The organism is Streptomyces sp. NPDC006463, from assembly GCF_042870715.1.
Taxonomy (GTDB): domain Bacteria; phylum Actinomycetota; class Actinomycetes; order Streptomycetales; family Streptomycetaceae; genus Streptomyces.
On the sequence record NZ_JBIAHP010000003.1, the window covers coordinates 60,369 to 82,881 of the forward strand.

21 protein-coding genes and 1 pseudogene are annotated in these 22,513 nt (G+C 71.8%); 6 read left to right on the plus strand and 16 right to left on the minus strand.

What is annotated here, in order from left to right; genetic code table 11:
- Window positions 1-6: 6 nt before the first annotated feature.
- The gene (locus tag ACFYOB_RS07295) at window positions 7-453 is read right to left on the minus strand and encodes an Lrp/AsnC family transcriptional regulator (RefSeq protein ID WP_388555784.1); all 447 of its coding nucleotides are present in this window, start codon (window positions 451-453) and stop codon (window positions 7-9) included.
- A 94-nt stretch (window positions 454-547) separates the two neighbouring features.
- On the opposite strand from ACFYOB_RS07295, the gene ACFYOB_RS07300 reads away from it, so the two are divergent.
- A complete protein-coding gene (locus ACFYOB_RS07300) occupies window positions 548-1,063 on the plus strand; it encodes a rhodanese-like domain-containing protein (protein WP_388555786.1) in 516 nt (171 codons plus the stop codon).
- A gap of 88 nt (window positions 1,064-1,151) precedes the next feature.
- Here ACFYOB_RS07300 and ACFYOB_RS07305 read toward each other — a convergent pair whose 3' ends face one another.
- The 4 genes from ACFYOB_RS07305 to ACFYOB_RS07320 form a co-directional block, all read right to left on the minus strand.
- Entirely contained in the window at window positions 1,152-2,852 is a 1,701-nt protein-coding gene (locus ACFYOB_RS07305; RefSeq protein ID WP_388555789.1) for a DUF885 domain-containing protein, read from the minus strand.
- A 140-nt stretch (window positions 2,853-2,992) separates the two neighbouring features.
- On the minus strand, window positions 2,993-4,414 hold the full coding sequence (locus tag ACFYOB_RS07310) for a GNAT family N-acetyltransferase (protein WP_388555792.1): 1,422 nt from the start codon (window positions 4,412-4,414) through the stop codon (window positions 2,993-2,995).
- A gap of 198 nt (window positions 4,415-4,612) precedes the next feature.
- Complete coding sequence (locus ACFYOB_RS07315) at window positions 4,613-6,181, minus strand: alkaline phosphatase D family protein (RefSeq protein WP_388555795.1); 1,569 nt, start codon at window positions 6,179-6,181, stop codon at window positions 4,613-4,615.
- 135 nt (window positions 6,182-6,316) lie between these two features.
- Window positions 6,317-7,171, minus strand: a complete 855-nt coding sequence (locus tag ACFYOB_RS07320) for an alpha/beta fold hydrolase (RefSeq protein ID WP_388555797.1) — start codon at window positions 7,169-7,171, stop codon at window positions 6,317-6,319.
- Window positions 7,172-7,460: 289 nt separating this feature from the next.
- Between ACFYOB_RS07320 and ACFYOB_RS07325 the strand changes: the two genes are divergently transcribed.
- The gene (locus tag ACFYOB_RS07325) at window positions 7,461-8,231 is read left to right on the plus strand and encodes a GntR family transcriptional regulator (protein ID WP_388555800.1); all 771 of its coding nucleotides are present in this window, start codon (window positions 7,461-7,463) and stop codon (window positions 8,229-8,231) included.
- 196 nt (window positions 8,232-8,427) lie between these two features.
- Here the strand turns inward: ACFYOB_RS07325 and ACFYOB_RS07330 are convergent, their stop codons facing one another.
- The 5 genes and pseudogenes from ACFYOB_RS07330 to ACFYOB_RS07350 form a co-directional block, all read right to left on the minus strand.
- Entirely contained in the window at window positions 8,428-9,585 is a 1,158-nt protein-coding gene (locus tag ACFYOB_RS07330) for an ROK family transcriptional regulator (RefSeq protein ID WP_328924521.1), read from the minus strand.
- Window positions 9,586-9,700: 115 nt separating this feature from the next.
- Window positions 9,701-10,234 (minus strand): hypothetical protein, encoded by a 534-nt coding sequence (locus tag ACFYOB_RS07335; RefSeq protein ID WP_388556811.1) that lies wholly within the window; start codon window positions 10,232-10,234, stop codon window positions 9,701-9,703.
- Window positions 10,235-10,298: 64 nt separating this feature from the next.
- A pseudogene (locus ACFYOB_RS07340) lies at window positions 10,299-11,718 on the minus strand (NF041680 family putative transposase); the annotation flags it as partial.
- 127 nt (window positions 11,719-11,845) lie between these two features.
- Window positions 11,846-12,496: a response regulator gene (locus tag ACFYOB_RS07345; RefSeq protein ID WP_388555804.1), complete on the minus strand. Its 651-nt coding sequence runs from the start codon at window positions 12,494-12,496 to the stop codon at window positions 11,846-11,848.
- A gap of 4 nt (window positions 12,497-12,500) precedes the next feature.
- A complete protein-coding gene (locus ACFYOB_RS07350; protein WP_388555807.1) occupies window positions 12,501-13,679 on the minus strand; it encodes a sensor histidine kinase in 1,179 nt (392 codons plus the stop codon).
- 108 nt (window positions 13,680-13,787) lie between these two features.
- On the opposite strand from ACFYOB_RS07350, the gene ACFYOB_RS07355 reads away from it, so the two are divergent.
- The 3 genes from ACFYOB_RS07355 to ACFYOB_RS07365 are packed head-to-tail and all read left to right on the plus strand — an operon-like array spanning window position 13,788 to window position 15,958.
- Entirely contained in the window at window positions 13,788-14,699 is a 912-nt protein-coding gene (locus ACFYOB_RS07355; RefSeq protein ID WP_388555810.1) for an ABC transporter ATP-binding protein, read from the plus strand.
- A gap of 28 nt (window positions 14,700-14,727) precedes the next feature.
- Entirely contained in the window at window positions 14,728-15,480 is a 753-nt protein-coding gene (locus ACFYOB_RS07360; protein WP_388555813.1) for an ABC transporter permease, read from the plus strand.
- A gap of 40 nt (window positions 15,481-15,520) precedes the next feature.
- Window positions 15,521-15,958, plus strand: coding sequence for a hypothetical protein (locus tag ACFYOB_RS07365; protein ID WP_388555816.1), 438 nt, complete (start codon window positions 15,521-15,523; stop codon window positions 15,956-15,958).
- Between the two features lie 22 nt (window positions 15,959-15,980).
- On the opposite strand, the gene mug is transcribed toward ACFYOB_RS07365, so the two are convergent.
- The 5 genes from mug to ACFYOB_RS07390 form a co-directional block, all read right to left on the minus strand.
- Complete coding sequence (gene mug, locus ACFYOB_RS07370; RefSeq protein ID WP_388556752.1) at window positions 15,981-16,529, minus strand: G/U mismatch-specific DNA glycosylase; 549 nt, start codon at window positions 16,527-16,529, stop codon at window positions 15,981-15,983.
- The gene (gene purB / locus ACFYOB_RS07375; protein ID WP_388555819.1) at window positions 16,526-17,959 is read right to left on the minus strand and encodes an adenylosuccinate lyase; all 1,434 of its coding nucleotides are present in this window, start codon (window positions 17,957-17,959) and stop codon (window positions 16,526-16,528) included. The genes mug and purB overlap by 4 nt, the downstream gene beginning before the upstream one ends.
- A 71-nt stretch (window positions 17,960-18,030) precedes the next feature.
- Window positions 18,031-18,822 carry an SGNH/GDSL hydrolase family protein gene (locus ACFYOB_RS07380; RefSeq protein WP_388555821.1) on the minus strand — a complete coding sequence of 264 codons (792 nt, stop codon included), beginning with the start codon at window positions 18,820-18,822 and terminating at the stop codon, window positions 18,031-18,033.
- A gap of 72 nt (window positions 18,823-18,894) precedes the next feature.
- On the minus strand, window positions 18,895-19,914 hold the full coding sequence (locus ACFYOB_RS07385) for a hemolysin family protein (RefSeq protein WP_388555824.1): 1,020 nt from the start codon (window positions 19,912-19,914) through the stop codon (window positions 18,895-18,897).
- Entirely contained in the window at window positions 19,911-21,326 is a 1,416-nt protein-coding gene (locus ACFYOB_RS07390) for a hemolysin family protein (RefSeq protein ID WP_388555827.1), read from the minus strand. The genes ACFYOB_RS07385 and ACFYOB_RS07390 overlap by 4 nt, the downstream gene beginning before the upstream one ends.
- A 215-nt stretch (window positions 21,327-21,541) precedes the next feature.
- Here ACFYOB_RS07390 and ACFYOB_RS07395 point away from each other — a divergent pair, with 215 nt between their 5' ends.
- On the plus strand, window positions 21,542-21,820 hold the full coding sequence (locus ACFYOB_RS07395; protein ID WP_388555830.1) for a hypothetical protein: 279 nt from the start codon (window positions 21,542-21,544) through the stop codon (window positions 21,818-21,820).
- Here the strand turns inward: ACFYOB_RS07395 and ACFYOB_RS07400 are convergent.
- Window positions 21,792-22,460, minus strand: a complete 669-nt coding sequence (locus ACFYOB_RS07400) for a class I SAM-dependent methyltransferase (RefSeq protein WP_388555833.1) — start codon at window positions 22,458-22,460, stop codon at window positions 21,792-21,794. The two genes, ACFYOB_RS07395 and ACFYOB_RS07400, sit on opposite strands and share 29 nt — an antisense overlap.
- Window positions 22,461-22,513 lie beyond the last annotated feature (53 nt).

A 22,513-nucleotide genomic window follows, 5' to 3' on the forward strand; every position in this document is an offset into this window, starting at 1 on the left:
CCGAGGTCACGGACTGAGCAGCCGCCGGGGGAGCGGGGACGAGTACACGATGCTCGTGGTCACCGGGCCGAGGCCCGCGATCCGACCCGTGATCTCCTCCAGGTGCGCCATCGAGCGGGCGGCGACCTTCAGCACGAAGCAGTCGTCACCGGTGACGTGATGGGCTTCGAGGATCTCGGAGGTCGCGTCGAGGAAGTCGTGGAACGGCTTGTAGTTGCCGTGCGGATAGCGCAGCCGGACCAGCGCGAGGATCGACTTGCCGAGCTTCTCCGGGTCCACGACCGCCGTGTAGCCGGTGATGATGCCGGTCTCCTCCAGGCGTCGGACGCGCTCGGTGACGGCGCTCGCGGACATCGACACGGAGCGGGCGAGCTCGGTGAAACTGGCGCGGCCGTCCCGCTGGAGGGCTTCGAGGATCCGCCAGTCGGTGGCGTCAGGGGAATAGTCGGTCATCTGGCAGGTCTAGCAGGGGATTCCCCGGTCGGGCAAGGAAAAGGCCGGGGAAAACCACTTCCGGAGATGATCAACAGATCGTAGATTTTTGGCCATGACGACGACTCGGAACACCGCGACCGCCTCCGCCTCCGCCAACCCCGTGCTGCGCGTACCGCCGGCCGCTCCGGCCGCGGCCGCCGCCTACTTCGCGGCCAGCCTGGCCTTCCACGCTGACGTGTCGGACGTCGCCGCCGCCTTCAAGGCCCACCGCGAGCAGGGCGCCGAACTCGGCTTCCAGCTGATCGACTCCCGCTCCACGCCCTCCTGGGACCAGGCCCACGTACCCGGCGCCGTCCACCTGCCCACCGCCCTCATCCCCGAGCAGGCCGAGCGGCTCCTCGACAAGAACGTCCCCGTGGTGACGTACTGCTGGGGTCCCGGCTGCAACGGCGGGGCCCGCTCCGCGCTGGCCCTGGCCGAACTCGGCTTCCAGGTCAAGGAGATGCTCGGCGGCATCGAGTACTGGATCCGCGAGGGTTTCGAGGTCGAGACCTGGCAGGGCAGCCAGCAGCGCGCCGAGGCCGACCCGCTGACCGCCCCCACCGACTCGGACGACTGCGGCTGCTGAGCGTGGACGGACGGAAACACGGAACGGGCCGCTCCTCGCTGATCGCCGCTCGGCGGCGGGCGGCGGGCGGTCCGTTCCGTGTCGTGGATCAGAGCCTCGACAGCTCGTCCACCAGGTCGTCCAGCCCCAGCGAACCCTGCGACAGCGCCGCCATGTGCCAGGCCTTCAGGTCGAAGGAGTCGCCGTGCGCGGCCCGGGCGTTCTCCCGGCCGAGCAGCCAGGCGCGCTCGCCCAGCTTGTACCCGATGGCCTGTCCCGGCATCGACAGATAGCGGGTCAGCTCGCTCACCACGAAGTCCGCAGGCCGGCCGCTGTGCAGGCCGAAGAACTCCTGCGCGAGATCGGGCGTCCACGTCTCGCCGGGGTGGAACGGCGAGTCCGCCGGGATCTCCAGACCCAGGTGCATGCCGATGTCCACGATGACCCGCGCGGCACGCATCATCTGGCAGTCCAGGTAGCCCAGGCGCTGCTCGGCGTCCTTGAGGTAGCCGAGCTCGTCCATCAGCCGCTCCGCGTACAGCGCCCAGCCCTCGCAGTTGGCGCTGACCCAGCCGACGGTGGCCTGGTAGCGGGAGAGCTGGTCCGCGACGTGCGTCCACTGCGCGAGCTGGAGGTGGTGGCCCGGAACGCCCTCGTGGTACCAGGTGGAGACCAGGTCGTACACGGGGAAGCGGGTCTGGCCCATGGTGGGCAGCCAGGTGCGGCCCGGCCGGGAGAAGTCCTCCGAGGGGGAGGTGTAGTACGGGGCCGCGGCGCCGCCCGGAGGGGCGATGCGGGACTCCACCTTGCGGACCCGCTCGGCGAGTTCGAAGTGGGTGCCGTCGAGGTTCTCGATGGCCTCGTCCATGATGCCCTGCAGCCAGGCCTGGACCTCGTCCACGCCCTCGATGTGGGTGCCGTGCCCGTCGAGGTGCCGCAGCGCCTCCCAGGGCCCGGCGCCCGGCAGGATCTTGGCCGCCTCGGTCTTCATCTCGGCCAGCAGGCGGTGGTACTCCGACCAGCCGTAGGCGTACGCCTCGTCCAGGTCCAGGTCACTGCCGTTGAAGTACCGCGACCAGCGGGCGTACCGCTCGCGGCCCACGGTGTCCGGCCGGCCCGCGACGGCCGGGGCGTACACCGTGCTCATCCAGTCGTGCAGTTCGGCGACGGCGTCCGTCGCGGCGGCGGCCGCCTCGTCCAGTTCGGCGCGCAGGGCGTCCGGGCCGCCGGAGGCGAAGTCCGTGAAGAAGGCCGGCTCGTCGGCGTCCTGGCCGGCCCAGGTGGCGAGCTGGCCGATCATGGTGGTGGTGGCGCGCGGACCGCCGTACAGGCCGCGGTCCAGACCGAGGCTCAGGCTCTCGCGGTAACCGTCGAGGGCGGCCGGGACGGCGCGCAGCCGCTCGGCGATCGCCGCCCAGTCCTCGTCGGTGTCGGCGGGGGTGAGGGTGAAGACCTCGCGGATGGAGTGCGCGGGGCTGTGGATGTTGCTGACCGCGCGCAGGTCCTCGTCGGCCTCGTGGACCGCGAGCTCGGCGGTGAGGCGTTCGCGCAGCAGGCGGGCGCAGCGGCGCTCGGCGTCGCTGTCGGCACCGGGCAGTCGCTCCGCGGCGTCGAGGCGGGCGAGGGTGGTGCGGGCGAGGTCGGCGACGGCCGCGCGGCCGGCCGGGGAGAAGTCCGGGAGTTTGCCGGAGCTCGCGGCGACGCCCAGGTACGTACCGGTGATCGGGTCGAGGGTGATGAGGTCGTCGACGTACGCGTCGGCCACCTGGCGGGGCAGCCGGTCGCTGCCGTTGTGGAAGATCTCTGACATGTCGCCATCTTCGTACGGGAGACGGGCCATGTCATCACCGTTTGGCGCCAGCCTGCTGACGTATATGCGGAGCCGTGACCTCCGACGACCCGGTCCCCCCGGTGCGGGCGAGGGGGACCGGGCGGGGACCGGGGGCCCGGTCAGTGCTGGTGGCGCGGGGCCTGCTGCGCGTGGGGGTCGTACGGGAGCCGGGAGCTGACCGGGGTGGCGTCCAGCCGGGCCGTGATCACCAACGTCCCCTCCTCGATCTGGTAGTCGAGGGGCAGGCCGAGGCCGCGCATGGCGGCGACCATCGCGGTGTTGGAGGCTTGCGTGACGGCGTAGACGCTGTCGCAGCCGGCTTCGACGGCCATCGCGACGAGCCGTCGCAGCAGCTCGGAGCCGATGCCGCGGCGCTGCCAGTCGTCCTCGATCAGCAGCGCGACCTCGGTCTCGTCCCCGTCCCACAGCAAGTGGCCGAGGGCGACGAGCTTGCCGGAGGCGGTGGTGGCGGCGAGGGTGCGGCCGAAGCGGGGGCTCAGCAGGTGGCCGAGGTAGCGGTCGGCGTCGGCGACGGGGCCGTGGTAGCGCAGGCCGAGGGTGCGCTCGGAGCAGCGGTCGTGCATCGCGCGGGCCGCCGCCTGGTCGGATCCGTCGGCGCGGCGCACGGTGATCTCGTTGCCCTCGGGCAGGGTCAGCACGTCCTGGCTGCGCGGCACACGGGGGCCGAGCCGGGCGTCGAGCTCGACCAGGGCGCGGGCGCGGGCGAACTCGGTCGGGGTGAAGGGCAGGTAGGGCCGCTCCACGGTGATCGCGCCGCCGGAGGGGTCGCGCAGCCGCATGACCGTGGCCTCCAGGACCCCCTCGACCGGGGCGTCGGCGGCGGCGTTGGGACGGCCGGAGAGCGTGGTCGCCGGGATCGAGTGGATCGTGCAGCGGCCCAGCAGCTGGCGCAGCGAGAGCGGGAGTTCGGCGGCGTCCAGGGCGGTGCGGGTGGCGAGGCCCAGGACCCGGGTCGGGGTGTCGACCAGGTCGTGCGCGTCGGCACGCTCGATCCACGTGCTGCTGCCGCCGGCCTGGGCGACGGCGCGGGTGAGCTCGGCGGAGGGCAGTTGCTGCGGGGCGCGCAGCAGGAACTCGTCGACGGTGCCGCCCTCGGGGAGCGGGTGCGTCTGGAGGGTCAGGATGTCGACAGAGTTGAGGGCGAGGGCGGTGCAGAGCGCGGCCAGGGAGCCGGGCTCGTCACGGACGGTGGTGCGCATCCGCCACAGCACGGTGGTGGCGGCGCTCGTGCCGGGACCGGCGGTGGCGGCGGCGGACGGCGTCGGATCCGTCGGCGCTGTGCTCACCGGCGGGGGCGCATGGCTGTGGCGACGCGCCCACCAGATGTGGAAAGCCGCGGTGACCAGGAGTGCGAGGGCCGAGGCGACCAGCATGATCGGGCCCCTCGGACCGTGCACGACGAGGTTGGCGATGCCGTCGGCGACAGCGACGGCGCAGAAGAGCGCGGCGAGCTCGACGACGTCGCGGCGCCAGTGGTGGCGGTGGGGACGCTGGGCAGAGACAGGGTTACGTTCAGTCATGCACACCACTGTGGCGCAGGGGTGTTGCGTGATCGCGAACGATCTGTGACCGATTGGTTAAGTGTCCATCTGGCCGATTTCACCCGGTTTTCTGGCTTTTTCCCATGCCCGGGAGCCGGGAAGCCCGGGAGCCGGGAGGCCGAAAGACCGGGTGGCCAGGTGGGGCGCCGCTGGTGTCTGCCGCCCGCGTCCTGCCGTCTATTGGCCCACGCGGCCGGGCTGGAGCGTCCGGGTGAACAGTACGCCGCCTCCTTGGCGCCGCAGCCGGACGGTGAGTTCCCCGCTGCCGGCGTCGATGTCGACCTCGCCGTAGTACGGAGGGTTCTCGGAGGGCGACATGTTGGCGACGGACGCCGACTGGACGTAGGCCGTCTGCGGGCCGAAGGTGGCGTCGAGCCGCCCGGACGGGAAGCCGCCCGCGCCGACCGGGCCGGAGACGAACTCCCAGAAGGGTGCGAAGTCGGTGAAGGCCGCACGCTCGGGCGCGTAGTGGTTCGCGGCCGTGTAATGCACGTCGGCGGTGAGCCAGAGGGTACCGGTGATGTGCTGGTGCTTGATGTGACGGAGCAGTTCGGCGATCTGGAGCTCGCGGCCCAGCGGGGCGCCGGGGTCACCCTGGGCCACGGCCTCGAAGTTCGCGGCTCCGTCGGGGACGACGATGCCCAGCGGCATGTCGGCGGCGATGACCTTCCAGGTGGCGCGCGAGCGGGAGAGCTCGCGCTTGACCCACGCCAGCTGCTCGGGGCCGAGGATGCCGATGGGGTCCTCGGTCTGGGTGCCGGGGGAGTTGGCGTCTCGGTACGTACGCATGTCGAGGACGAAGACGTCGAGCAGCGGGCCGTAGCGCATCACGCGGTACATCCGGCCCTCCGCGCGGCCGCCGCGCAGGTCGGTGACGGGGAAGTACTCGCCGAAGGCCTGGCGGGCACGGGCGGCGAGGGTGTCGGCTTCCTTGACGGTGTAGCGGGGGTCCTCGATCAGCTGGCCCGGGTACCAGTTGTTGCGCACCTCGTGGTCGTCCCACTGGGCGAGGACCGGGACCTGGGCGTTGAAGTCGCGCAGGTTGCGATCGAGCAGGTTGTAGCGGAAGTTCCCGCGGAACTCGGCGAGGGTCTCGGCGACCTTCGACTTCTCCTCGGTGGTGACGTTGCGCCAGACGGTGCCGTCGCGCAGGGTGACGGAGGACTGGATGGGCCCGTCGGCGTAGATCGTGTCCCCGCTGAAGAGGAAGAAGTCGGGGTCGCGCAGCCGCATTTCATCGAACACGCGGTAGCCGCCGAGGTCGGGGTTGATGCCCCAGCCCTGGCCCGCCAGGTCGCCCGACCACAGGAAGCGCACGTCATGGCGGCGGGAGGCGGGCGTGGTGCGGAAGGTGCCGTGGACCGGCTCGCCCGTACGGCGCGGATCGTCGGGGTCGGCCAGGACGACCCGGTAGTGGATCTGCTGCCCGGGCGGGAGGTCGCGCAGGACGGTGGTGCCGGTGAAGTCGCCGGACGGGCCGAGCAGCGGGCCGCGGTGGCGGCGTACGGCGTAGCGGAACGCCTCGCTCGGGGAGGTCTCGACGTACATCCGCGCCGGGCGGTCGGCGCGGGTCCAGACGGTGGCCGAGTGGGCGGTGATCTCGCCGGACTGGACGCCCCAGAGCGCATTCGGCCGGCCCGAGCGGGCCAAGGCGGGGGCGGCGAGCGCCGGAGCGGCGAGCAGCGCGGAGGACAGGGCGAGGGAACCGCCGATGAGAGTCCGTCGGGTGTGCGGTGTCGATGCCATCGGTGCTTCTCCAGAGGCCGGCGAGGACGGGCCGTACCAGAGTGCCGCCGCACCCCGGCCCGGCCACGTCGGCCACGCGAACCGCGGATGAACAGCCGTCAGCGCACGGCGGACAGCGGGGTTGGCGGCCTCCGGTCAGGCGGCCAGGCCGGTCGCCGTGCTCGCGGCCGTGTCCAGGATCACCCGGGAGACGAGCGCCGGATCGTCGCTCATCGGGACGTGACCGCAGCCCGGGAGGCGGACCAGCCGGGCGTCGGGGAGGGTGTGCTTGGCGCGTACGCCCTGGCGGCGCAGGAGCAGCCGGTCGCGGGTGCCCCAGGCGATGGTGACCGGCAGGCCGGGCACGTCGTCGGTGAACCGTACGGAGCCGCCCGCGGCCAGCGTCTCCTCGAAGCCGGTGGCATCGCGCAGGGCGAGCGTCTCGGCGACCACGGCCTCGGGCGAACGGCGGGCCGGGCGGGCGTAGATGGTGCCGGTGAGCGCGGCCCGGCCGACGGCGCTGCGCGAGAGCCGCTCCAGCGCGGGGCGGGGCAGCGTCCTGGCGCCTGTGCGCATCGCGAGGAGGGCGGCGAAGGCGTAGCGGCGTTCACCCTCGGTCCAGAACCCGGCGGGGGACAGCGCGGTGACCGAGCGGACCAGGCCGGTGCGGCCCATTTCGAGCGCGAGCAGGCCGCCGAGCGAATTGCCCGCCACGTGCGGGCGCTCGACGCCGAGTGCGGCGCACAGCGCCCCGAGCGCCGGAGTGACGGTGGCCAGGTCGTACGGGACCCCCGCGGGCAGCGGCTCCGAGGCGCCGAAGCCGGGCAGGTCGACGGCGATCACATCGTGTTCGACGGCCAGGATGTCGGTCACCGGGTGCCAGGCCTGGAGGTGGTGACCGATGCCGTGCAGCAGGAGGAGCGGTTCGCCCGCGCCCTTGCGCTCGTAGGAGACGGTGGCGGTGCGCGGGCCCAGCGGCGAATCGATCGTGAAGGAGACCGTGGCGGTCATGCTGCTCCTCGTCGGGTGAACGCGTGTGAGACAGGCTGTCAGTAGTTCCCGCCGCCATGATTACCGTCTGGTAGCCCTTGACTACAAGGCTTTGGGGCACACGAGAACATCCCGTGAACGGCTTGATACATATGCCCGGTCTGCCCGGCGTGGGGGCGAGCATTGGTCTTGACCAAGGGGGTGCGCCGTCCTATCGTCGCAGGGATAGTGCAGGAACCTTTAATAAACAAAGGCGCGGAACTGCCGCCGGAAACACACGGCGAGTGCGGCGATGGCAGGAGGAGTCAGGGTGGGGACCACGCAGCTCGAAACGGTGCCGGAGCCGAAGTACTGGCACCTCAAGACAGTCCTCAGCGAGGCGCTCGACCAGGACTTCGCCGTCGGCGAGGTGCTTCCCAACGAGCGTGAACTCGCCGCCCGTTTCGGAGTTGCCCGCGCGACCCTGCGCCAGGCGCTGGAGCAGCTGGAGCTCGAAGGCCGACTGCAGCGGCGTCGCGGCGTCGGTACGACCGTCGCCCCGCCGCGCGTCGGTGTCGCCGTCGGCAGCGCGCAGCACGGCTGGCCCGGCGAGAGCGTCGACGGCTGGGAGCCGGTGGACGCGGTCGAGGGTCTGCCGCCGACCGCGGTCCGTGGGCTCCTCGGTACGGGCGGGGCTTTCGCCGCCGACCAGCCCGTCCACACGGTGCGCCGGACCCGGGTCACCCAGGGCCAGGTCGTCGCCGCCGAAATGCTCTACGTCCCGGCCGACTCCGTGCCCGGCCTTCCCGCCATCGAGGCGCCGGCCGGACCCGCGCGCGCCCGGGCCGTCCTGCGTGAGCTGCAGCGGCTGGTCCTGGACGGCCAGGACCGCTCCGTGGAGCTCGGCTCCGCCCGCGCCGACGACGCCAAGGAGTTGGACCGCCTGCCCGGCGCCCCGGTTCTCCTGGTCACCACCCGGTACTTCACTGCCGCCGGCACCGCCGCGGTCTCGGTGGCCACCTACCGAGCCGACACGTGCCGCCTGACCTTCGGCGACTCGGGCGACGTCGAGATCACCGACGAGCCGCGCGTCGCTTCCTGACCCGCACCGCCCGGCTTCCGGCCCGTACAGCTCGGATTCCGGCCCGATCGCTCGGCTTCCGGACCGTACAGCTCGGCTCCCGAACGACCCGGCCGGTTCCCGCTGGTCCTGCGCGGCCGCCGCCCCGCACCACTGCCTGCCGTTCCGAATCGCCCGTGCGGCGCCTTCCGAGGCGCCGCACGGGCGGTTCGTGGCCTCAGCGGCGGCGGGTCGTGACCGTCTTCTCCACCGCGAAGAGCTCTTCCTCCACGTGGTCCAGCGCGAGCCGCAGCGCGCCGGTGGCCACCGCGGCCTCACCGAGGAGGGACAGGGCCACCCTCGGCGGGCGCAAGCAGTAGCGCTCCAGCTCCTGGCGCAACGGTTCCAGGATCCCGTCCAGGCCGGCCGCCCAGCCGCCGACGACGACCAGCTCCGGATCCATCGCCAGGACCAGCGCCGCCACGTCGTGCACCAGCCGCTGGATGAACCGCTCCACGGCGGCCACCGCCCGCTCGTCGCCCCGCCGGGCCATCGCGAAGACCTCGGCCACGGCCGGCTCGTCCAAGGGATGCAGCGGTTCGCCGGTGGTGGAGAGCAGTTTCTCGGGGGTGGCCTCCCGGCCCAGCAGGTGCAGCGCGCCGATCTCGCCGGCCGCGCCGCCGAAGCCCCGGTGCAGCCGGCCGCCGATCAGCGAGCCCGCGCCCGGGCTGAGCCCCGCCATCACGAACACCATGTCGTCGGTGTCCCGCGCGGCCCCCTTCCAGTGCTCGGCGACCGCCGCCGCGTTGGCGTCGTTCTCCACCTGCACCGGGCAACGGAACGAGCGCCGCAGCCGTTCCCCGAGCGGCAGCCCGGTCCAGCCGGGCAACGCCGTGCCGAGGCGCACCGTGCCGTCCGCCTCCACGATGCCGGGGCTGCCGACCCCGACCGCCCGCAGGGAGTCCCGCGGCACGCCGGCCCGGCGCAGCAGGTCCGCGACCGCCGCCCGTACCCGCTCCAGTCGCTCGTCGGCCGAAGCCGCCTCGGCGACGTCCTTGGTACCCGCGCCGATGACCCGGCCGTCCAGCCCGGAAAGCAGTACCGCGATCCGGTGCGAGCCGATCTCGATGCCCAGCAGGTGTCCCGCCTCGGCCCGGAACCGGAACCTGCGCGCGGGACGCCCCTGTCGTCGCGCGCCCTCCTCGGCATCGGCCTCGACGACGAGTCCGGTCCCCATGAGCCCCTCGACGACCCCTTCGACGGTCGGCCGGGAGAGCCCGGTCACCCGTGTGAGATCGGTGAGGGTCGGCGATTCGGCAGCGCGCAGTGCCCGGAGCACCACGGCTGAATTGATCCGCCGGAGCAGAGAGGGGTCCCCGCCGGTCAGCTGCCCCAACGTGTGTCCTCCCAGCTGGCGAGCCTGTCAGCCGGATCGTACTGCCCACCCGCCAAGACGGCGAGAAGCGGCCCCCCATCGGCCGGAATCAGCCCCTCCCCTCAGCTTGCAAGGTTTAACCTGCGGCGCGGGGGGCCTGCTCTCCGGCAGGGATGAAGATGGCTACGTAGTCCTCGAACGCCTCGCTGAGTCCCCATTCCTTGCGGGCCATTGCGGCTTCGTACCGGGCTCGGGAGTTCTCTCGGCCCCTGGCGTAGACGTGAACCGTGTAGATCGTCGCTGGGTGAAGCGTCAGGGTTGGGGCGAACCCCTGGTTACCCGGAAGCCAGCCCATCGCCGGCGTGGCAGGGCCGGTGGTGGGGCCGGAGATTCCCATCCGGCCTCCGTAGATGGGCCGGTACAGCCAGGAACCGAGCGATTGCCATTGTTCCGTCTGCTGCTCAGGCTCGGCCTCGGCTGCCATGAGGGTTACCCAGGCATCGTGTGCCTGGACGCGACTGACGACGGTGAGCATGCCGGGTGTGACGATCACGGGCTCGTCGGTATGAAAGTCCGGCAGATTGTCGACACTCTCGAATCCCTCCTCGATGTGCTCGGCAATGTAGAAGTGCGAGTACTCGATACCGACGACACCGCTGACTATGTCCATCTCCGGACCCTACGTGCCGATCGAATCGCTGGAGGCGGAGTTTGTTCGTCGGGGTTTGGTGCGGACGTTGTGGTGTGCGGGTCGTGTGTAGGACTCGCCGGTGGCGAGGACGCGTCCGACGTCGTGGCGGGTGGCGGGTGGCGGGCTGTCGGTTCTTCGAGCCGAGCGGGCGGCCGGGGCCGGGCTTGGTGGGTATTGGTGCACCCGCTGGCGTGCCTGTCTTCGCACGGAGGTTACTGAACCCCCCGCCGGGCCCGGGCGGGGGTGAGCCTGTTCGGTTCGGCCGGCCGCTCCCAGGGACGGCGGAGGTCCCGCGCGACCGGGACGGGCTAGGCGGAGCTGGGCGTGTGCGGCCAGGACGAGCCAGGTCCAGCGGTCGGCCGCTTGTGAGTCCCGCAGGCGGGGCCGGGTCCAGCCGAGAGTCTGCTTGAGCAGACGGAACGTGTGCTCAACGTCGAACCTGCGCAGGAACGACTGCCAGCACCGGTCGACGTCGTGCGTGGCGGCGCCGTAGCCCGACCACCACAGCCAGACGGGCTTGTTCACCCCGCCGCTGGGCAGTTTCGCGACCGACAACCTGATCACGGTGCCCTCAATGAGGGGCAATGGTCCCTCGTGGTGCCCCAAGCGGCCCGGCGGGTGAGCCGGGGGTGGAGCCGGTCCCAAGCCTGGGCGGTTGCGGTCCCGTAGCGGTTGGTGTTGGTGACGGTGACCGCGGTGGCTTCGCCCCACGTGGCCGGGTCACCGAAGGCGAACTCGCCTCCGTGCTTGGGCGGGCGGCCGCCTTGCGGCGGGCAGATCCACGGCACCGGGACGCGCTTGCGCGTCACTCGGTCCGAACGGAGCCGCCCCAGCACCTCGACAGGAAGACCGGCCAGGAGATGGGCGATACGGGGTGCGTCGTATCCGGCGTCGAGGACGACCAGGACGTTCGGGTCACCGTCCCGCCACTGGCCAGCTCCCACGAGGCGTTCGACGACGTCGCGTACTTGGTCGGCGGTGACCGCGGCCAGGTCGGCGCCGGGCTCCAGCCGGATCGCGTCCAGCAGCGCGGTCCACGAGGTCCGGCCCGTCTCCAGCGCGGCGACGATCGAGTACGGCCGGCCGGGCACCATCTGGTGCTTGCCCAGGCCCCGACCGAAGGTGGGGCAGAACGAGCGGTCCGAGCATGTGTCGGCGTCCGGCCGCAGCCACGGAGACACGTCTACCGCCAACACCAGGCGGCCGTCTCTGGCCCGTGGCAACGGCACACCCGCCAAGGCCCTCCGCAGCCGGGCAACGTCGATCCGGCCCCGGTTCAGCCCGGAGTACAAGGCCCCGTGACCACGGCGGTGTTCCGGCGCGAGCGCCAGGTCCACGAGCGTACGGACCGGTCCGTCGCTGCACGCATCGCTCCGGGAGACCAGGCATGCGTACAGCTCCGACCGGAACCCTGACAACACCGGCAAGGCGTCTCGTTGAACACCGTGCGCGACCAGTCCCACGATCCCAGCCTCCGAGCCGCAGCGAACCTGATCACAGCATCGGCCCCCGCCTCTCACACGTCCGGTGACGAGCGGAAACGCCGAACAAGTTCGAGCCCCGTTCGACCCTGAACCATAAACGTCAAGCTCAGGCCGGGGCGACGAACCCCGACTCGTACGCCGTGATCACCGCCTGGGTCCGGTCCCGCGCCCCCAGCTTCGTCAGGACGGCGCTGACATGTGACTTCACCGTCTCGACGCCGATGATCAGCTCGCGTGCGATCTCCACGTTGGTCAGCCCCCGGGCCATGAGCCGCAGCACCGATTCCTCCCGCTCGGTCAGGGCCGCCCGCTCCAGCGCCGCCCGGGCCTTCCGGTTGCCGTACTGCGCGGCCAGCGCCCGCACCGCGGCCGGAAAGAGCAGCGTCTCGCCCTCCGCCACCAGCCGCACCGCGTGCACGATCTCCGAGGGCCGCGCCCGCTTGAGCAGGAACCCGTCCGCACCGGCCCGCAGCGCCTCGTAGACGTACTCGTCGTTCTCGAAGGTGGTCACCACGAGGATCTTCGGCGGCGAGTCCACCGTCCGCAGGACCGCCCGCGTCGCCTCGATCCCGTCGAGCAGCGGCATCCGCACATCCATCGCCACCACGTCGGGCCGCAGTTGCCGCACGAGCGGGACGACCGAGGCCCCGTCGGCCGCCTCACCCACCACTTCGATGTCGGGCTGGGATTCCAGGACGGCGCGCAGACCCGCGCGCACCAGGGGTTCGTCATCGACGAGCAGTACGGTAACCGGCATCCGGTCAGCGTATTCGCTCCAGCGGAAGCCGCGCGCGCACCCTCCAACTGCCCTCGTGCGGACCGGTCTCGGCCTCGCCTCCCAGCAACGCGGCACGCTCCCGCATCCCGCGCAGCCCGCTGCCCGTGCCCGTCATCAGCGCGGGACCGTCAGGTAGCGGATTGACCACCTCCAGATTCAGCCGCCCCACGGCCGCCTCGATCCGTACCCGGACCGGCACCGGGCCGCAGTGCCGCAGCACATTGGTCAGCGCCTCCTGCAGGATCCGGTACCCCTCGCGCGTGACGGGGCCGGGCAACTGTTCCAGCGGACCCGACAGCTCGGCGTCGACCGAGGATCCGGAGGCCCGCGCCGAGTTCAACAGCCGGTCCGCGTCGGCCAGGGTGGGCCGCTGCGAGGGTGGCTGTGCGGACTCCCGGAGCACCAGCAGCACCCGTTCGAGATCCTCCAGCGCGGCCCGGCCGGTCTCCTCGATCGCGCTGAGAGCGCGGTCGGTGAACTCCGCGTTCCCCGCCGCCCTGGCCGCCCCCGCCTGGACCACCGCGACGGTGAGCGCGTGCCCGATGGAGTCGTGCAACTCCCTCGCGATCCGCGTTCGTTCCAGCAGCTGCTCGGTACGCGCCTCCAGCGCCGTCAGCCGTTCCGCCGCCGAAGGCCCCAGCAGTTTGGCGGCGACCGCCGTGACGGCTTCGCCGAGCAGGACCACCACGGCCAGCAGCAGGAGCAGTGGTACGGGAACGAGGAGCAGAGCGGCCCAGCGCGGTGGGACGAAGGGCAGGATCGCACCACCCCCGCCGAGGGACTTCCCCGCCCCGGTGAGGACGAGCTCCAGCGTCATGACCGGGAGCCACACGGTGGCCAACATCGCCACCCCCGCGAGCAGGAGACGGATCTCCAGCCAGGCGACCGTCCGCCAGCGGTCCCCCCAACGGGCCGACGGCGCGGTGCTTATGGACCCGTCGTGGTCGCCGCGCTCGGGCGGGGTCAGCAGGAACTGCGCCTGCAACCCCTCGGCCAGCCGCACCCATGGGATGAGCCCGAACGGCGCGACGATCAGAGCGGGCATCCAAGGCCATCCCGGCTTTATGAAGAGCCAGATGGGCACGATCAGGATCGGGACCACAAGATGCAGCCAGCGGGTGTACGTGACCCTGCGGAGGGGCGCACGAAGCAGTCGGTACATGTCCTCATCCTGGCAGTCGGAGCACTGCCACCGTCTCCCCCGTGCGGGGGAGGCGAACCCCCCACGTGGGGGAGGGGAGGGGGCGGGTCCGGCGGCGAGTCTTGAGGCATGAACAACATCGAGATCCGAGAACTGACCAGGGAATACGGCGTCACCCGTGCCGTGGACCACCTCACCTTCGATGTTCGGCCCGGGCGGGTCACCGGATTCCTGGGGCCCAACGGCGCCGGCAAGTCCACGACGATGCGTCTGCTGCTGGGGCTGGACCGGCCGACGTCCGGGACGGCCACCATCGGCGGGCGGCGGTACACCGGCTTCACCTACCCGTTGCACCGGGTGGGCGCACTCCTGGACCCGCAGTCGATCCACGGCGGGCGCACCGCCCGGGACCACTTGCGTTTCCTCGCGGCCACCAACCGGATCCCGATGCGCCGGGTGGAACAGGTGCTGGAACAGGCCGGCATAACCTCGGCGGCCGAGCGCCGGGTCAAGAAGTTCTCGCTGGGCATGCGGCAGCGGCTCGGCATCGCCGCGGCACTGCTGGGCGATCCCGGAGTCCTGCTGCTGGACGAGCCGACCAACGGGCTGGACCCCGAAGGCATCATCTGGATCCGCGAGCTGATGCGCTCACTCGCAGCCGAGGGACGGACCGTCCTGGTCTCCAGCCACCTCATGTCCGAGACGGCCGCTCTGGCCGACCACCTCGTCGTGCTGGGCCGGGGCAGGCTGCTGGCCGACACCGCGATGGAGGAGTTCATCGACGCCCGCAGCGCGCCCCGAGTACGGGTTCGCACCTCGGACCCGACACGGCTGCGGGCCGCCCTCGCCCGGGACGGCTTCGAGCTGGTGGGCGCCGACGGCGGGCGATGGACCGTCGAGGGCATACAGGCGGAGCAGCTCGGAGCCATGGCCGCCCGGGAGGGCATCCCCGTGCTGGAGCTCTCCGACGAGCGCGCCTCGCTGGAGCAGGCGTATCTCGATCTCACCGCCGGCCATACCCAGTTCGCCGCGACCCACTGACCGTCCCCACTTTCAAGGAGGCCTCGCCATGCGCGCCGCTCTGCCCACAATCCCCGTCCTGCACTCGGAATGGATCAAGATCCGGTCCCTTCGGGGCACCCTCGGGTCGTTCATATCCGTCCTTGTCGCCACTGCGGGGATCCAGACGCTCACGGCCGCGCTGATAGGAACGGCCGAGGAAGGCAGCATGGGAGACGACCCGCTGCTCGCCGCCTTCTACGGACTCAACTTCGGGCAGATAGCGGCCATCGCCTTCGGCGTGAGCGCGTTCTCCGCCGAATTCCACAACGGAGGCCTGCGCACGAGCCTCGCCGCCGTACCCGACCGCACTCGGCTCTATCTGTCGAAGATCTCGATGGTCGGCGGACTCGCCCTCGTCATGGGCCAGCTCACCGCTCTCCTGACCTTCCTGGGCGGCCAGGCGTTCATGGGCCCGTACGCCCTCGAACTGGGCGCCCCGGGCACCGTACGGGCGGTCGTCGGCTGTGGCCTCTACCTGACCCTGATGACGCTGTTCGCCGCCGGACTGACGGCAGTGCTGCGCAGCGGGACGGCTGTGCTGAGCATCCTCATACCGTTCATCTTGCTGGTCTCCTTCGTCGTCGCCGGTGCGGCGGGCGGAGTCGGGCAGTACATGCCGGACCGCGCCGGGCAGATGGTGCTGCGGATCGAGCCCGCGCAAGGTGACCTCGGGCCGTGGACCGGGCTGGGCGTGATGGCGCTCTGGGCGGTTGTCACGCTGGTCGCCGGGTGGATCGCGGTGCGGCGACGGGACGCGTGACGCCGGGCCAGTTGTCAGTGGAGGTCTGGATACTGACGGCATGACCACGGCAGAGCACCTCGACACGATCGACCGGCTCAGGGCGAAGGAGTTCCCGCCCGAGCCGGACCGGTCCAGCGGGCAGAGCAGCGGCCCGGGTTACCACCTCGTCCAGCTGAGCCGAACGCGGGACTTCTGGGACGACGACGGATCGGGCCGGGCCGAGGCGGCCGACCAGATCGCAGCCGAATACGGAGCGCTCACCCAGGCCCTGGCCGACCGGTGGGGGGAGCAGCAGGTCTTCAGCGTCGCATCGCTGCTGGACCGGGGGTTCGAGGGGGAGGAGATACCGGAGCCGTGGGACGAGCTGAGCAACACCACCGACCACGTGCACCTGTGGCGGGCCGAGGAGCAGTGGCTGGTGGCCTACGTGGCGCAGTGGGACAGGGAGGACCCCTACCTGCTGATGGCAGGGGTCACCATGATCGACCCGCCGTGAGGCGGGTCGGGTCGGGGCGGAGCTAGGGTCCGTCGGGAGACTCGGCGGCCGCGCGGAGTCGGGCGTACTCCTGCGCCATGGACTCGGCGGTCCAGTGGGCGTTGAGGCCGCTGGGGTTGGGGAGGGCCCAGACGCGGGTCGAGCCGATGGTCCGGTCCTGGGGGCCGATCTGGGCCTTGCGCTCGCCGAAGGCGGTTCGGTAGGCGGTGACGCCGACGACCGCCAGCCACTGGGGGCGCAGCAGTTCCACCTTGGCCGTCAGGATGAGGCCGCCCTCGCGGAACTCCTCGGCGCTCAGCTCGTCGGCGCGGGCCGTGGCGCGGGCCACGACATTGGTGATGCCGAGACGGTAGGTCAGCAGCTCTTCCTGCTCAGCGGGGGCCAGGCGCCGCGGAGTGAAGCCCGACAGGTGCAGGACGGGCCAGAAACGGTTGCCGGGGCGGGCGAAGTGGTGGCCCGTGGCGGCGGAGAGGAGACCTGGATTGATGCCGCAGAAGAGCACACGCAGACCGCCCGCGACCACGTCCGGGAGGACGCGGTCGCGGGCGGCGCTCAGCTCGTCGGGCGTCAGAGGATCGACCCCGGCGTGTACCCGGCGGCCTCCGGGTGCTGCTTGGCGATCGCCTCGATGCGCGAGACCACCGCCGCGACCTGGTCACCCGCGGCGCCGGTGAAGGACAGCTTGTCGGCCATGAGGGCGTCGAGCTGGGCCCGGTCCAGCGGCATCCGCTCGTCGGCGGCCAGCTTGTCCAGCAGCTCGTTGCGCTCGGCGCCCTGCTCGCGCATGGCGAGCGCGGAGGCCACCGCGTGCTCCTTGATGACCTCGTGGGCCGCTTCGCGGCCCACCCCGGCCCGCACCGCGCCCATCAGGACCTTGGTGGTCGCGAGGAACGGCAGGTAGCGGTCCAGCTCGCGGGCGACGACGGCCGGGAAGGCGCCGAACTCGTCCATGACCGTCAGGAAGGTCTCCAGCAGGCCGTCGAAGGCGAAGAAGGCGTCCGGCAGGGCCACGCGGCGGACCACGGAGCAGGAGACGTCGCCCTCGTTCCACTGGTCGCCGGCCAGCTCGCCGGTCATCGAGGCGTAGCCGCGCAGGATGACCATCAGGCCGTTCACGCGCTCGCAGGAGCGGGTGTTCATCTTGTGCGGCATCGCGGAGGAGCCGACCTGGCCGGGCTTGAAGCCCTCGGTCACCAGCTCGTGGCCGGCCATCAGCCGGATCGTCTTGGCGATCGACGACGGGGCGGCGGCCAGCTGCACCAGGGCGGTGACCACGTCGTAGTCGAGCGAGCGCGGGTAGACCTGGCCGACCGAGGTGAAGGCCTGGGCGAAGCCGAGGTGGGCGGCGATGCGCTGCTCCAGGTCGGCGAGCTTGGCCGCGTCGCCGCCGAGCAGGTCGAGCATGTCCTGGGCGGTGCCGACCGGGCCCTTGATGCCGCGCAGCGGGTAGCGGCCCAGCAGGTCCTCGAGGCGGTCGTAGGCGACCAGCAGCTCGTCGGCCGCGGTCGCGAAGCGCTTGCCCAGCGTGGTCGCCTGCGCGGCGACGTTGTGGGAGCGGCCGGCCATGACCAGCTCGGCGTGCTCGCCCGCCAGCTTGCCGAGGCGCGCCAGGACGGCGACCGTGCGGTCACGGGCCAGTTCCAGCGAGAGCCGGATCTGCAGCTGCTCGACGTTCTCGGTGAGGTCGCGCGACGTCATGCCCTTGTGGACGTGCTCGTGACCGGCGAGGGCGTTGAACTCCTCGATACGGGCCTTCACGTCGTGCCGGGTGACCTTCTCGCGCTCCGCGATGGAGGCGAGGTCGACCGTTTCGAGCACGCGCTCGTAGTCGGCGAGGGCCGCGTCGGGGACCTCGATACCGAGGTCCTTCTGGGCGCGCAGCACGGCGAGCCACAGCCGCCGCTCCAGCGTCACCTTGTACTCGGGGGACCACAGGACGGCGAGCTCCGCGGAGGCGTAGCGGCCGGCCAGGACATTGGGGATGCGGGGCTTGGCAGTCACGTGTAGGGATTCTACTTGGGCTGCGGCTGTGCGTTTACGCAGGTAGGGACCCTGGCCCGGATTGTGTCTTGCTACGAGAGCAGATCGCTCGCGGCCGGCTCGTACGGGAGCAGCTCCGGGCGCTTGGCCGGGCGGCCGTCCCCGGAGGAGCGGCCCGTCAAGCGGCGGCCGACCCAGGGGAGCAGGTGCCGGCGGGCGAAGCTCAGGTCCTGGGACCGGCGTACCGCCCAGCCCGGGGGGACCGCGGCGGGCAGTTCGGTGTGCCAGTCCTGCTCGGCGGGCAGGCCCAGGGTCTGCCAGACGGCCTCCGCCACCCGGCGGTGGCCTTCGGCCGTGAGGTGCAGCCGGTCCACGTCCCACATGCGGGGGTCGGCGAGCACCGGCGCCCCGTACAGGTCCACCACCAGGGCTCCGTGGCGTGCGGAGAGTTCCTCGATGATGCCGAAGAGCTCTTCCATCCGGGGCCGGAAACGGTCCATCACCGGCCCGTTGCGCCCTGGGGACCGCATCAGGACGAGGTGCTTGCAGGAGGGGGCGAGGAGTTCCACGGCCGCCTCCAGGTGACCCCGTACCCGGCCCATGTCCACCTTGGGGCGCAGCGCGTCGTTCAGCCCGCCGACCAGGGTCACCACGTCGGCGCCCATGGCCGCGGCCGCCGGAACCTGCTCCTCGACGATCTGCCCGATGAGCTTCCCGCGGACCGCGAGGTTCGCGTAGCGGAAGCCCGGCTCGCGCGCCGCGAGGCGGGCGGCAAGCAGGTCGGCCCAGCCCCGGTAGGAGCCGTCCGGGAGCAGGTCGGACATGCCCTCGGTGAAGGAGTCGCCGACCGCGACGAAGCTGGTGTAAGGCGCATTCATCTCCATGGCGGGAGCGATGTTACCGCGTGGTACCCCGGCCCCGCAGGGCCGGGGACCGACACCGTCCCGTACGAGGGGCTACGCGGAGGCCGGCCGGTCGAACAGCTCGCGCAGCACGTCCTCCATCGTCACCAGGCCCGTCATGGCGCCGTCCGGCCCCAGCACCGCGGCCAGGTGCGTACGGCTGCGCCGCATGGCGGTCAGCACGTCGTCCAGCGGGGTCTCCGCCCGTACCTGGGCGATCGGCCGCAGCGCCGACACCGGGAACGGCTCGTTCCGCGCCTCGGCGTCCAGGGCGTCCTTGACGTGCAGGTAGCCCAGGATCCGGTGCTGGCCGTCGACCACCGGGAACCGGGAGTACCCGGTTTCGGCCGAGAGCCGCTCCAGCCCGGCCGGAGTGATCCCCTCCCGGGCCGAGACCACCCGTCCCGCCGGCAGCACCACGTCGGTGACCGGCCGGCGGCCCAGCTCCAGGGCGTCGTGCAGCCGCTCGCTCGCCCGGTCGTCCAGGAGCCCGGCCTCGCTGGAGTCCTTGACCATGCGCGCCAGCTCGTCGTCCGAGAAGGTCGCCGCGACCTCGTCCTTCACCTCCACCCGCAGCAGGCGCAGCAGGGCGTTGGCGAAGGCGTTGATCGCGAAGATCACCGGACGGAGCGCCCGCGTCGCGGTCACCAGCGGGGGACCCAGCAGCAGCGCGGTGCGCACCGGCTCGGACAGTGCCACGTTCTTCGGCACCATCTCGCCGAAGAGCATGTGCAGGTACGTCGCCAGTGCCAGGGCCACCACGAAGGAGATCGCGTGCGTCAGCGCGGCCGGCACCCCGAAGAGGTCGAACAGGGGGGTCAGCAGGTGGGCGATCGCCGGTTCGGCCACCACACCCAGCACCAGGGTGCACAGGGTGATGCCGAGCTGGGCCGCCGCCATCATGGCCGATACGTGCTCCAGCCCCCACAGGACCGCTCGGCCCCGCCGGTCGCCCTGTTCGGCGTACGGCTCGATCTGGCTACGGCGGACCGAGATCAGGGCGAACTCCGCGCCGACGAAGAAGGCGTTGACGACGAGGGTCGCCAGGCCGATCAGCAACTGGACGGCGGTCATCGGTCCTCATCCCCGTCCCTGCGCTTGCGCTTGTCCCTCTGCTTGCCCTTGGGCCTGTCCTTGTCCCTGGGCCTGTCCCGGAGGGTGTCCGCGCCGTCGTCGCCCGGCTCGGCCGGCATGTGCAGCAGCACGCGCGCGGCCCGCCTACCGCCGGCGTCCACCACCTCCAGCTGCCAGCCGTCCAGCTCAAGGCTGTCGCCGACGGCCGGGATCCGGCCCAGTTCGGTCGCTATCAGGCCGGCCAGGGTCTCGTACGGGCCTTCCGGCACGCGCAGGCCGATCCGCTGGAGCTGGTCGGTGCGCGCGGCCCCGTCGGCCGCGTAGAGGAGGCGTCCGGCATCGTCCGTACCAGCCGGGGCCAGGTCAGGGATCTCGTGCGGGTCGTGCTCGTCGCGGACCTCGCCGACGACCTCCTCGACGATGTCCTCCAGCGTGGCCACACCGGCCGTACCGCCGTACTCGTCGATGACCACGGCCATCGTCTGCTTCCCGGACAGCCGGTCCAGGAGCCGGTCCACTGTCAGGGACTCCGGTACGAGGAGGGGGGCGCGCAGCAGCTGTGACACCGGGGTCCGGCGCCGGACCTCGGCGGACAGGGCCAGTACGTCCTTGATGTGGACGGTGCCGACGACGGAGTCGAGGCTGCCCCGGTAGACAGGGAAGCGGGACAGGCCCGTGGCCAGCGTCGCGTTCGCCACGTCCTCGGCGGTCGTCTGCACGTCGAGCGCGGTGACCTGGACGCGCGGGGTCATGACGTTCTCGGCGGTCAGGTCGGCGAGGTTCAGGGTCCGCACGAACAGCTCGGCGGTGTCCTTCTCCAGCGCGCCCGCCTTGGCCGAGTGCCGCGCGAGGGCGACCAGCTCCTGCGGCGTGCGCGCGGAGGCCAGCTCTTCGGCCGGCTCCATGCCGAAGCGGCGGACCATGTGGTTCGCGGTGGTGTTGAGATGGCTGATCAGGGGCTTGAAGGCCCGGCTGAAGACCCGCTGCATCGTCGCGACGCGCTTGGCGATGGCCAGCGGGGAGGAGATCGCCCAGTTCTTGGGCACCAGCTCGCCGACGACCATCAGCACGACGGTCGACACGCCGGTGCCGAGGATCAGCGCGGTGGAGGAAGCGGCGGCGGCCGACATCCCCATGGCTTCGAACGGTCCCTGGAGCAGGGCGGCGATCGACGGCTTCGCGATCATGCCGATGACCAGGCCGGTCGCGGTGATGCCGAGCTGGGCGCCGGAAAGCTGGAACGTGAGGGTCCGGACGGCCGCCAGGGCACTCTCCGCCCCGGGTTCGCCGCGGTCGACGGCCCGTTCGAGCTCGCTGCGCTCGACGGTGGTCAACGAGAACTCCGCCGCGACGAAGACCCCGCAGACAATGCAGAGCAGCAGCGCCACGACGAGAAGGAGCACCTCGGTCATCGGTCGATCACCTCCGTCCCAGGATCGGCCAGGACGCGGGGCATCGCGCGGTGTCGCGAGCGGGGGCAGCGGGATTGTCGTGGACCGGGAGGCTCGCCCATGGGCGGACGCTCACACCTTTCAATCAGGAGGACTCTTTGCCCACATGGTAAAGGACGGGCAAAGAGAACGGATCATTCTTTTGGCGGAGCGGGGCCGGATGATGCGAGCCGGCCGTGAACGGTCTTCACATCGGTCCTGCGTCGGAGGCGTACCTCAGCGCCGCCCGGGACCTCTTCAAGACCGCCGCAGAGGGAACGAGTATCGGCGAAGATCCCGCGGGGGTCGAGCGCCTCCACGCGAGCGGCCGGTGGGCACTGCTGCTCGCCCGGCGCGAGGACGCGCCGGTGCCCGACCGGAACGAACGGGTCCACCTGATGGGGGACGCGGCCGGGCACGAGCCGAGGGAGCAGTCGAAGCGCCGGGTCAAGCCACTCGGCGGGCCGACCCGATGACGCAGTAGGAGGTGGGGAAGGCCGGGCCGCGCTCGGGCAGCCGGAAGCTGCGCTGCGAGACGATCCGGAAACCGGCCGCCTCGACCGCGGCGAGCGGGTCGCGGGCGGTGTGACAGCCGCCGAACAGGAAGGGCCAGACGGTACGGTCCAATGCGCGCTGGACGGCGGCCATGCCGGGGCCGGGGGCGAGGCCGTGCTCGAAGAAGCGCAGCTCGGCGTCGGGGCGGAGCACGCGGTGCAGCTCGGCGAGGGAGCGGGGCAGGTCCCGTACGGTGCACAGCACCAGTGAGGAGACGGCCGCGTCGAAGGCCTCGCTCTTGACCGGGAGGGCTTCGGCAGCGCCGGGCACTATGTCCACGGGGACCTCGGCGCGCAGGGCGGCCGTGGCCGCGCGGCGGCGCAGGGTGCGCTCCGGTTCGACGGCGACGACCTCGGAGACGGCGCGCGGGTAGTGCGCGAAGTTCAGGCCGTTCCCGGCACCGATCTCGATGACGCGGCCGGTCACTCCGTGCAGGAGCTCGGTGCGGAGGGCGGCGATGCCGCGGGTCTCGGCGGTTTCGCTGGCGCGGGCGTAGACGCGGGCGAAGAGCGGGTGGTGGACGGGGTCGTGGGGCGGAGCGGTGCGGCGGCGCGGCAGCATGGCGGACCTCCGGGGCGGGGGTGGCGTACGTAGCCGTACTTCCAGCGTGCCCT

What these genes read in the sequence shown, in the direction of transcription:
- ACFYOB_RS07305 (WP_388555789.1), bottom strand. Translation starts at nt 2,852, where the DNA reads ATGTCAGAGATCTTCCACAACGGCAGCGACCGGCTGCCCCGCCAGGTG.
- ACFYOB_RS07300 (WP_388555786.1), top strand. Translation starts at nt 548, where the DNA reads ATGACGACGACTCGGAACACCGCGACCGCCTCCGCCTCCGCCAACCCC.
- ACFYOB_RS07315 (WP_388555795.1), bottom strand. Translation starts at nt 6,181, where the DNA reads ATGGCATCGACACCGCACACCCGACGGACTCTCATCGGCGGTTCCCTC.
- ACFYOB_RS07400 (WP_388555833.1), bottom strand. Translation starts at nt 22,460, where the DNA reads ATGCTGCCGCGCCGCCGCACCGCTCCGCCCCACGACCCCGTCCACCAC.
- ACFYOB_RS07295 (WP_388555784.1), bottom strand. Translation starts at nt 453, where the DNA reads ATGACCGACTATTCCCCTGACGCCACCGACTGGCGGATCCTCGAAGCC.
- ACFYOB_RS07380 (WP_388555821.1), bottom strand. Translation starts at nt 18,822, where the DNA reads ATGGAGATGAATGCGCCTTACACCAGCTTCGTCGCGGTCGGCGACTCC.
- ACFYOB_RS07365 (WP_388555816.1), top strand. Translation starts at nt 15,521, where the DNA reads ATGACCACGGCAGAGCACCTCGACACGATCGACCGGCTCAGGGCGAAG.
- ACFYOB_RS07385 (WP_388555824.1), bottom strand. Translation starts at nt 19,914, where the DNA reads ATGACCGCCGTCCAGTTGCTGATCGGCCTGGCGACCCTCGTCGTCAAC.
- ACFYOB_RS07355 (WP_388555810.1), top strand. Translation starts at nt 13,788, where the DNA reads ATGAACAACATCGAGATCCGAGAACTGACCAGGGAATACGGCGTCACC.
- ACFYOB_RS07360 (WP_388555813.1), top strand. Translation starts at nt 14,728, where the DNA reads ATGCGCGCCGCTCTGCCCACAATCCCCGTCCTGCACTCGGAATGGATC.
- ACFYOB_RS07310 (WP_388555792.1), bottom strand. Translation starts at nt 4,414, where the DNA reads ATGACTGAACGTAACCCTGTCTCTGCCCAGCGTCCCCACCGCCACCAC.
- ACFYOB_RS07320 (WP_388555797.1), bottom strand. Translation starts at nt 7,171, where the DNA reads ATGACCGCCACGGTCTCCTTCACGATCGATTCGCCGCTGGGCCCGCGC.
- ACFYOB_RS07345 (WP_388555804.1), bottom strand. Translation starts at nt 12,496, where the DNA reads ATGCCGGTTACCGTACTGCTCGTCGATGACGAACCCCTGGTGCGCGCG.
- ACFYOB_RS07335 (WP_388556811.1), bottom strand. Translation starts at nt 10,234, where the DNA reads ATGGACATAGTCAGCGGTGTCGTCGGTATCGAGTACTCGCACTTCTAC.
- ACFYOB_RS07350 (WP_388555807.1), bottom strand. Translation starts at nt 13,679, where the DNA reads ATGTACCGACTGCTTCGTGCGCCCCTCCGCAGGGTCACGTACACCCGC.
- ACFYOB_RS07390 (WP_388555827.1), bottom strand. Translation starts at nt 21,326, where the DNA reads ATGACCGAGGTGCTCCTTCTCGTCGTGGCGCTGCTGCTCTGCATTGTC.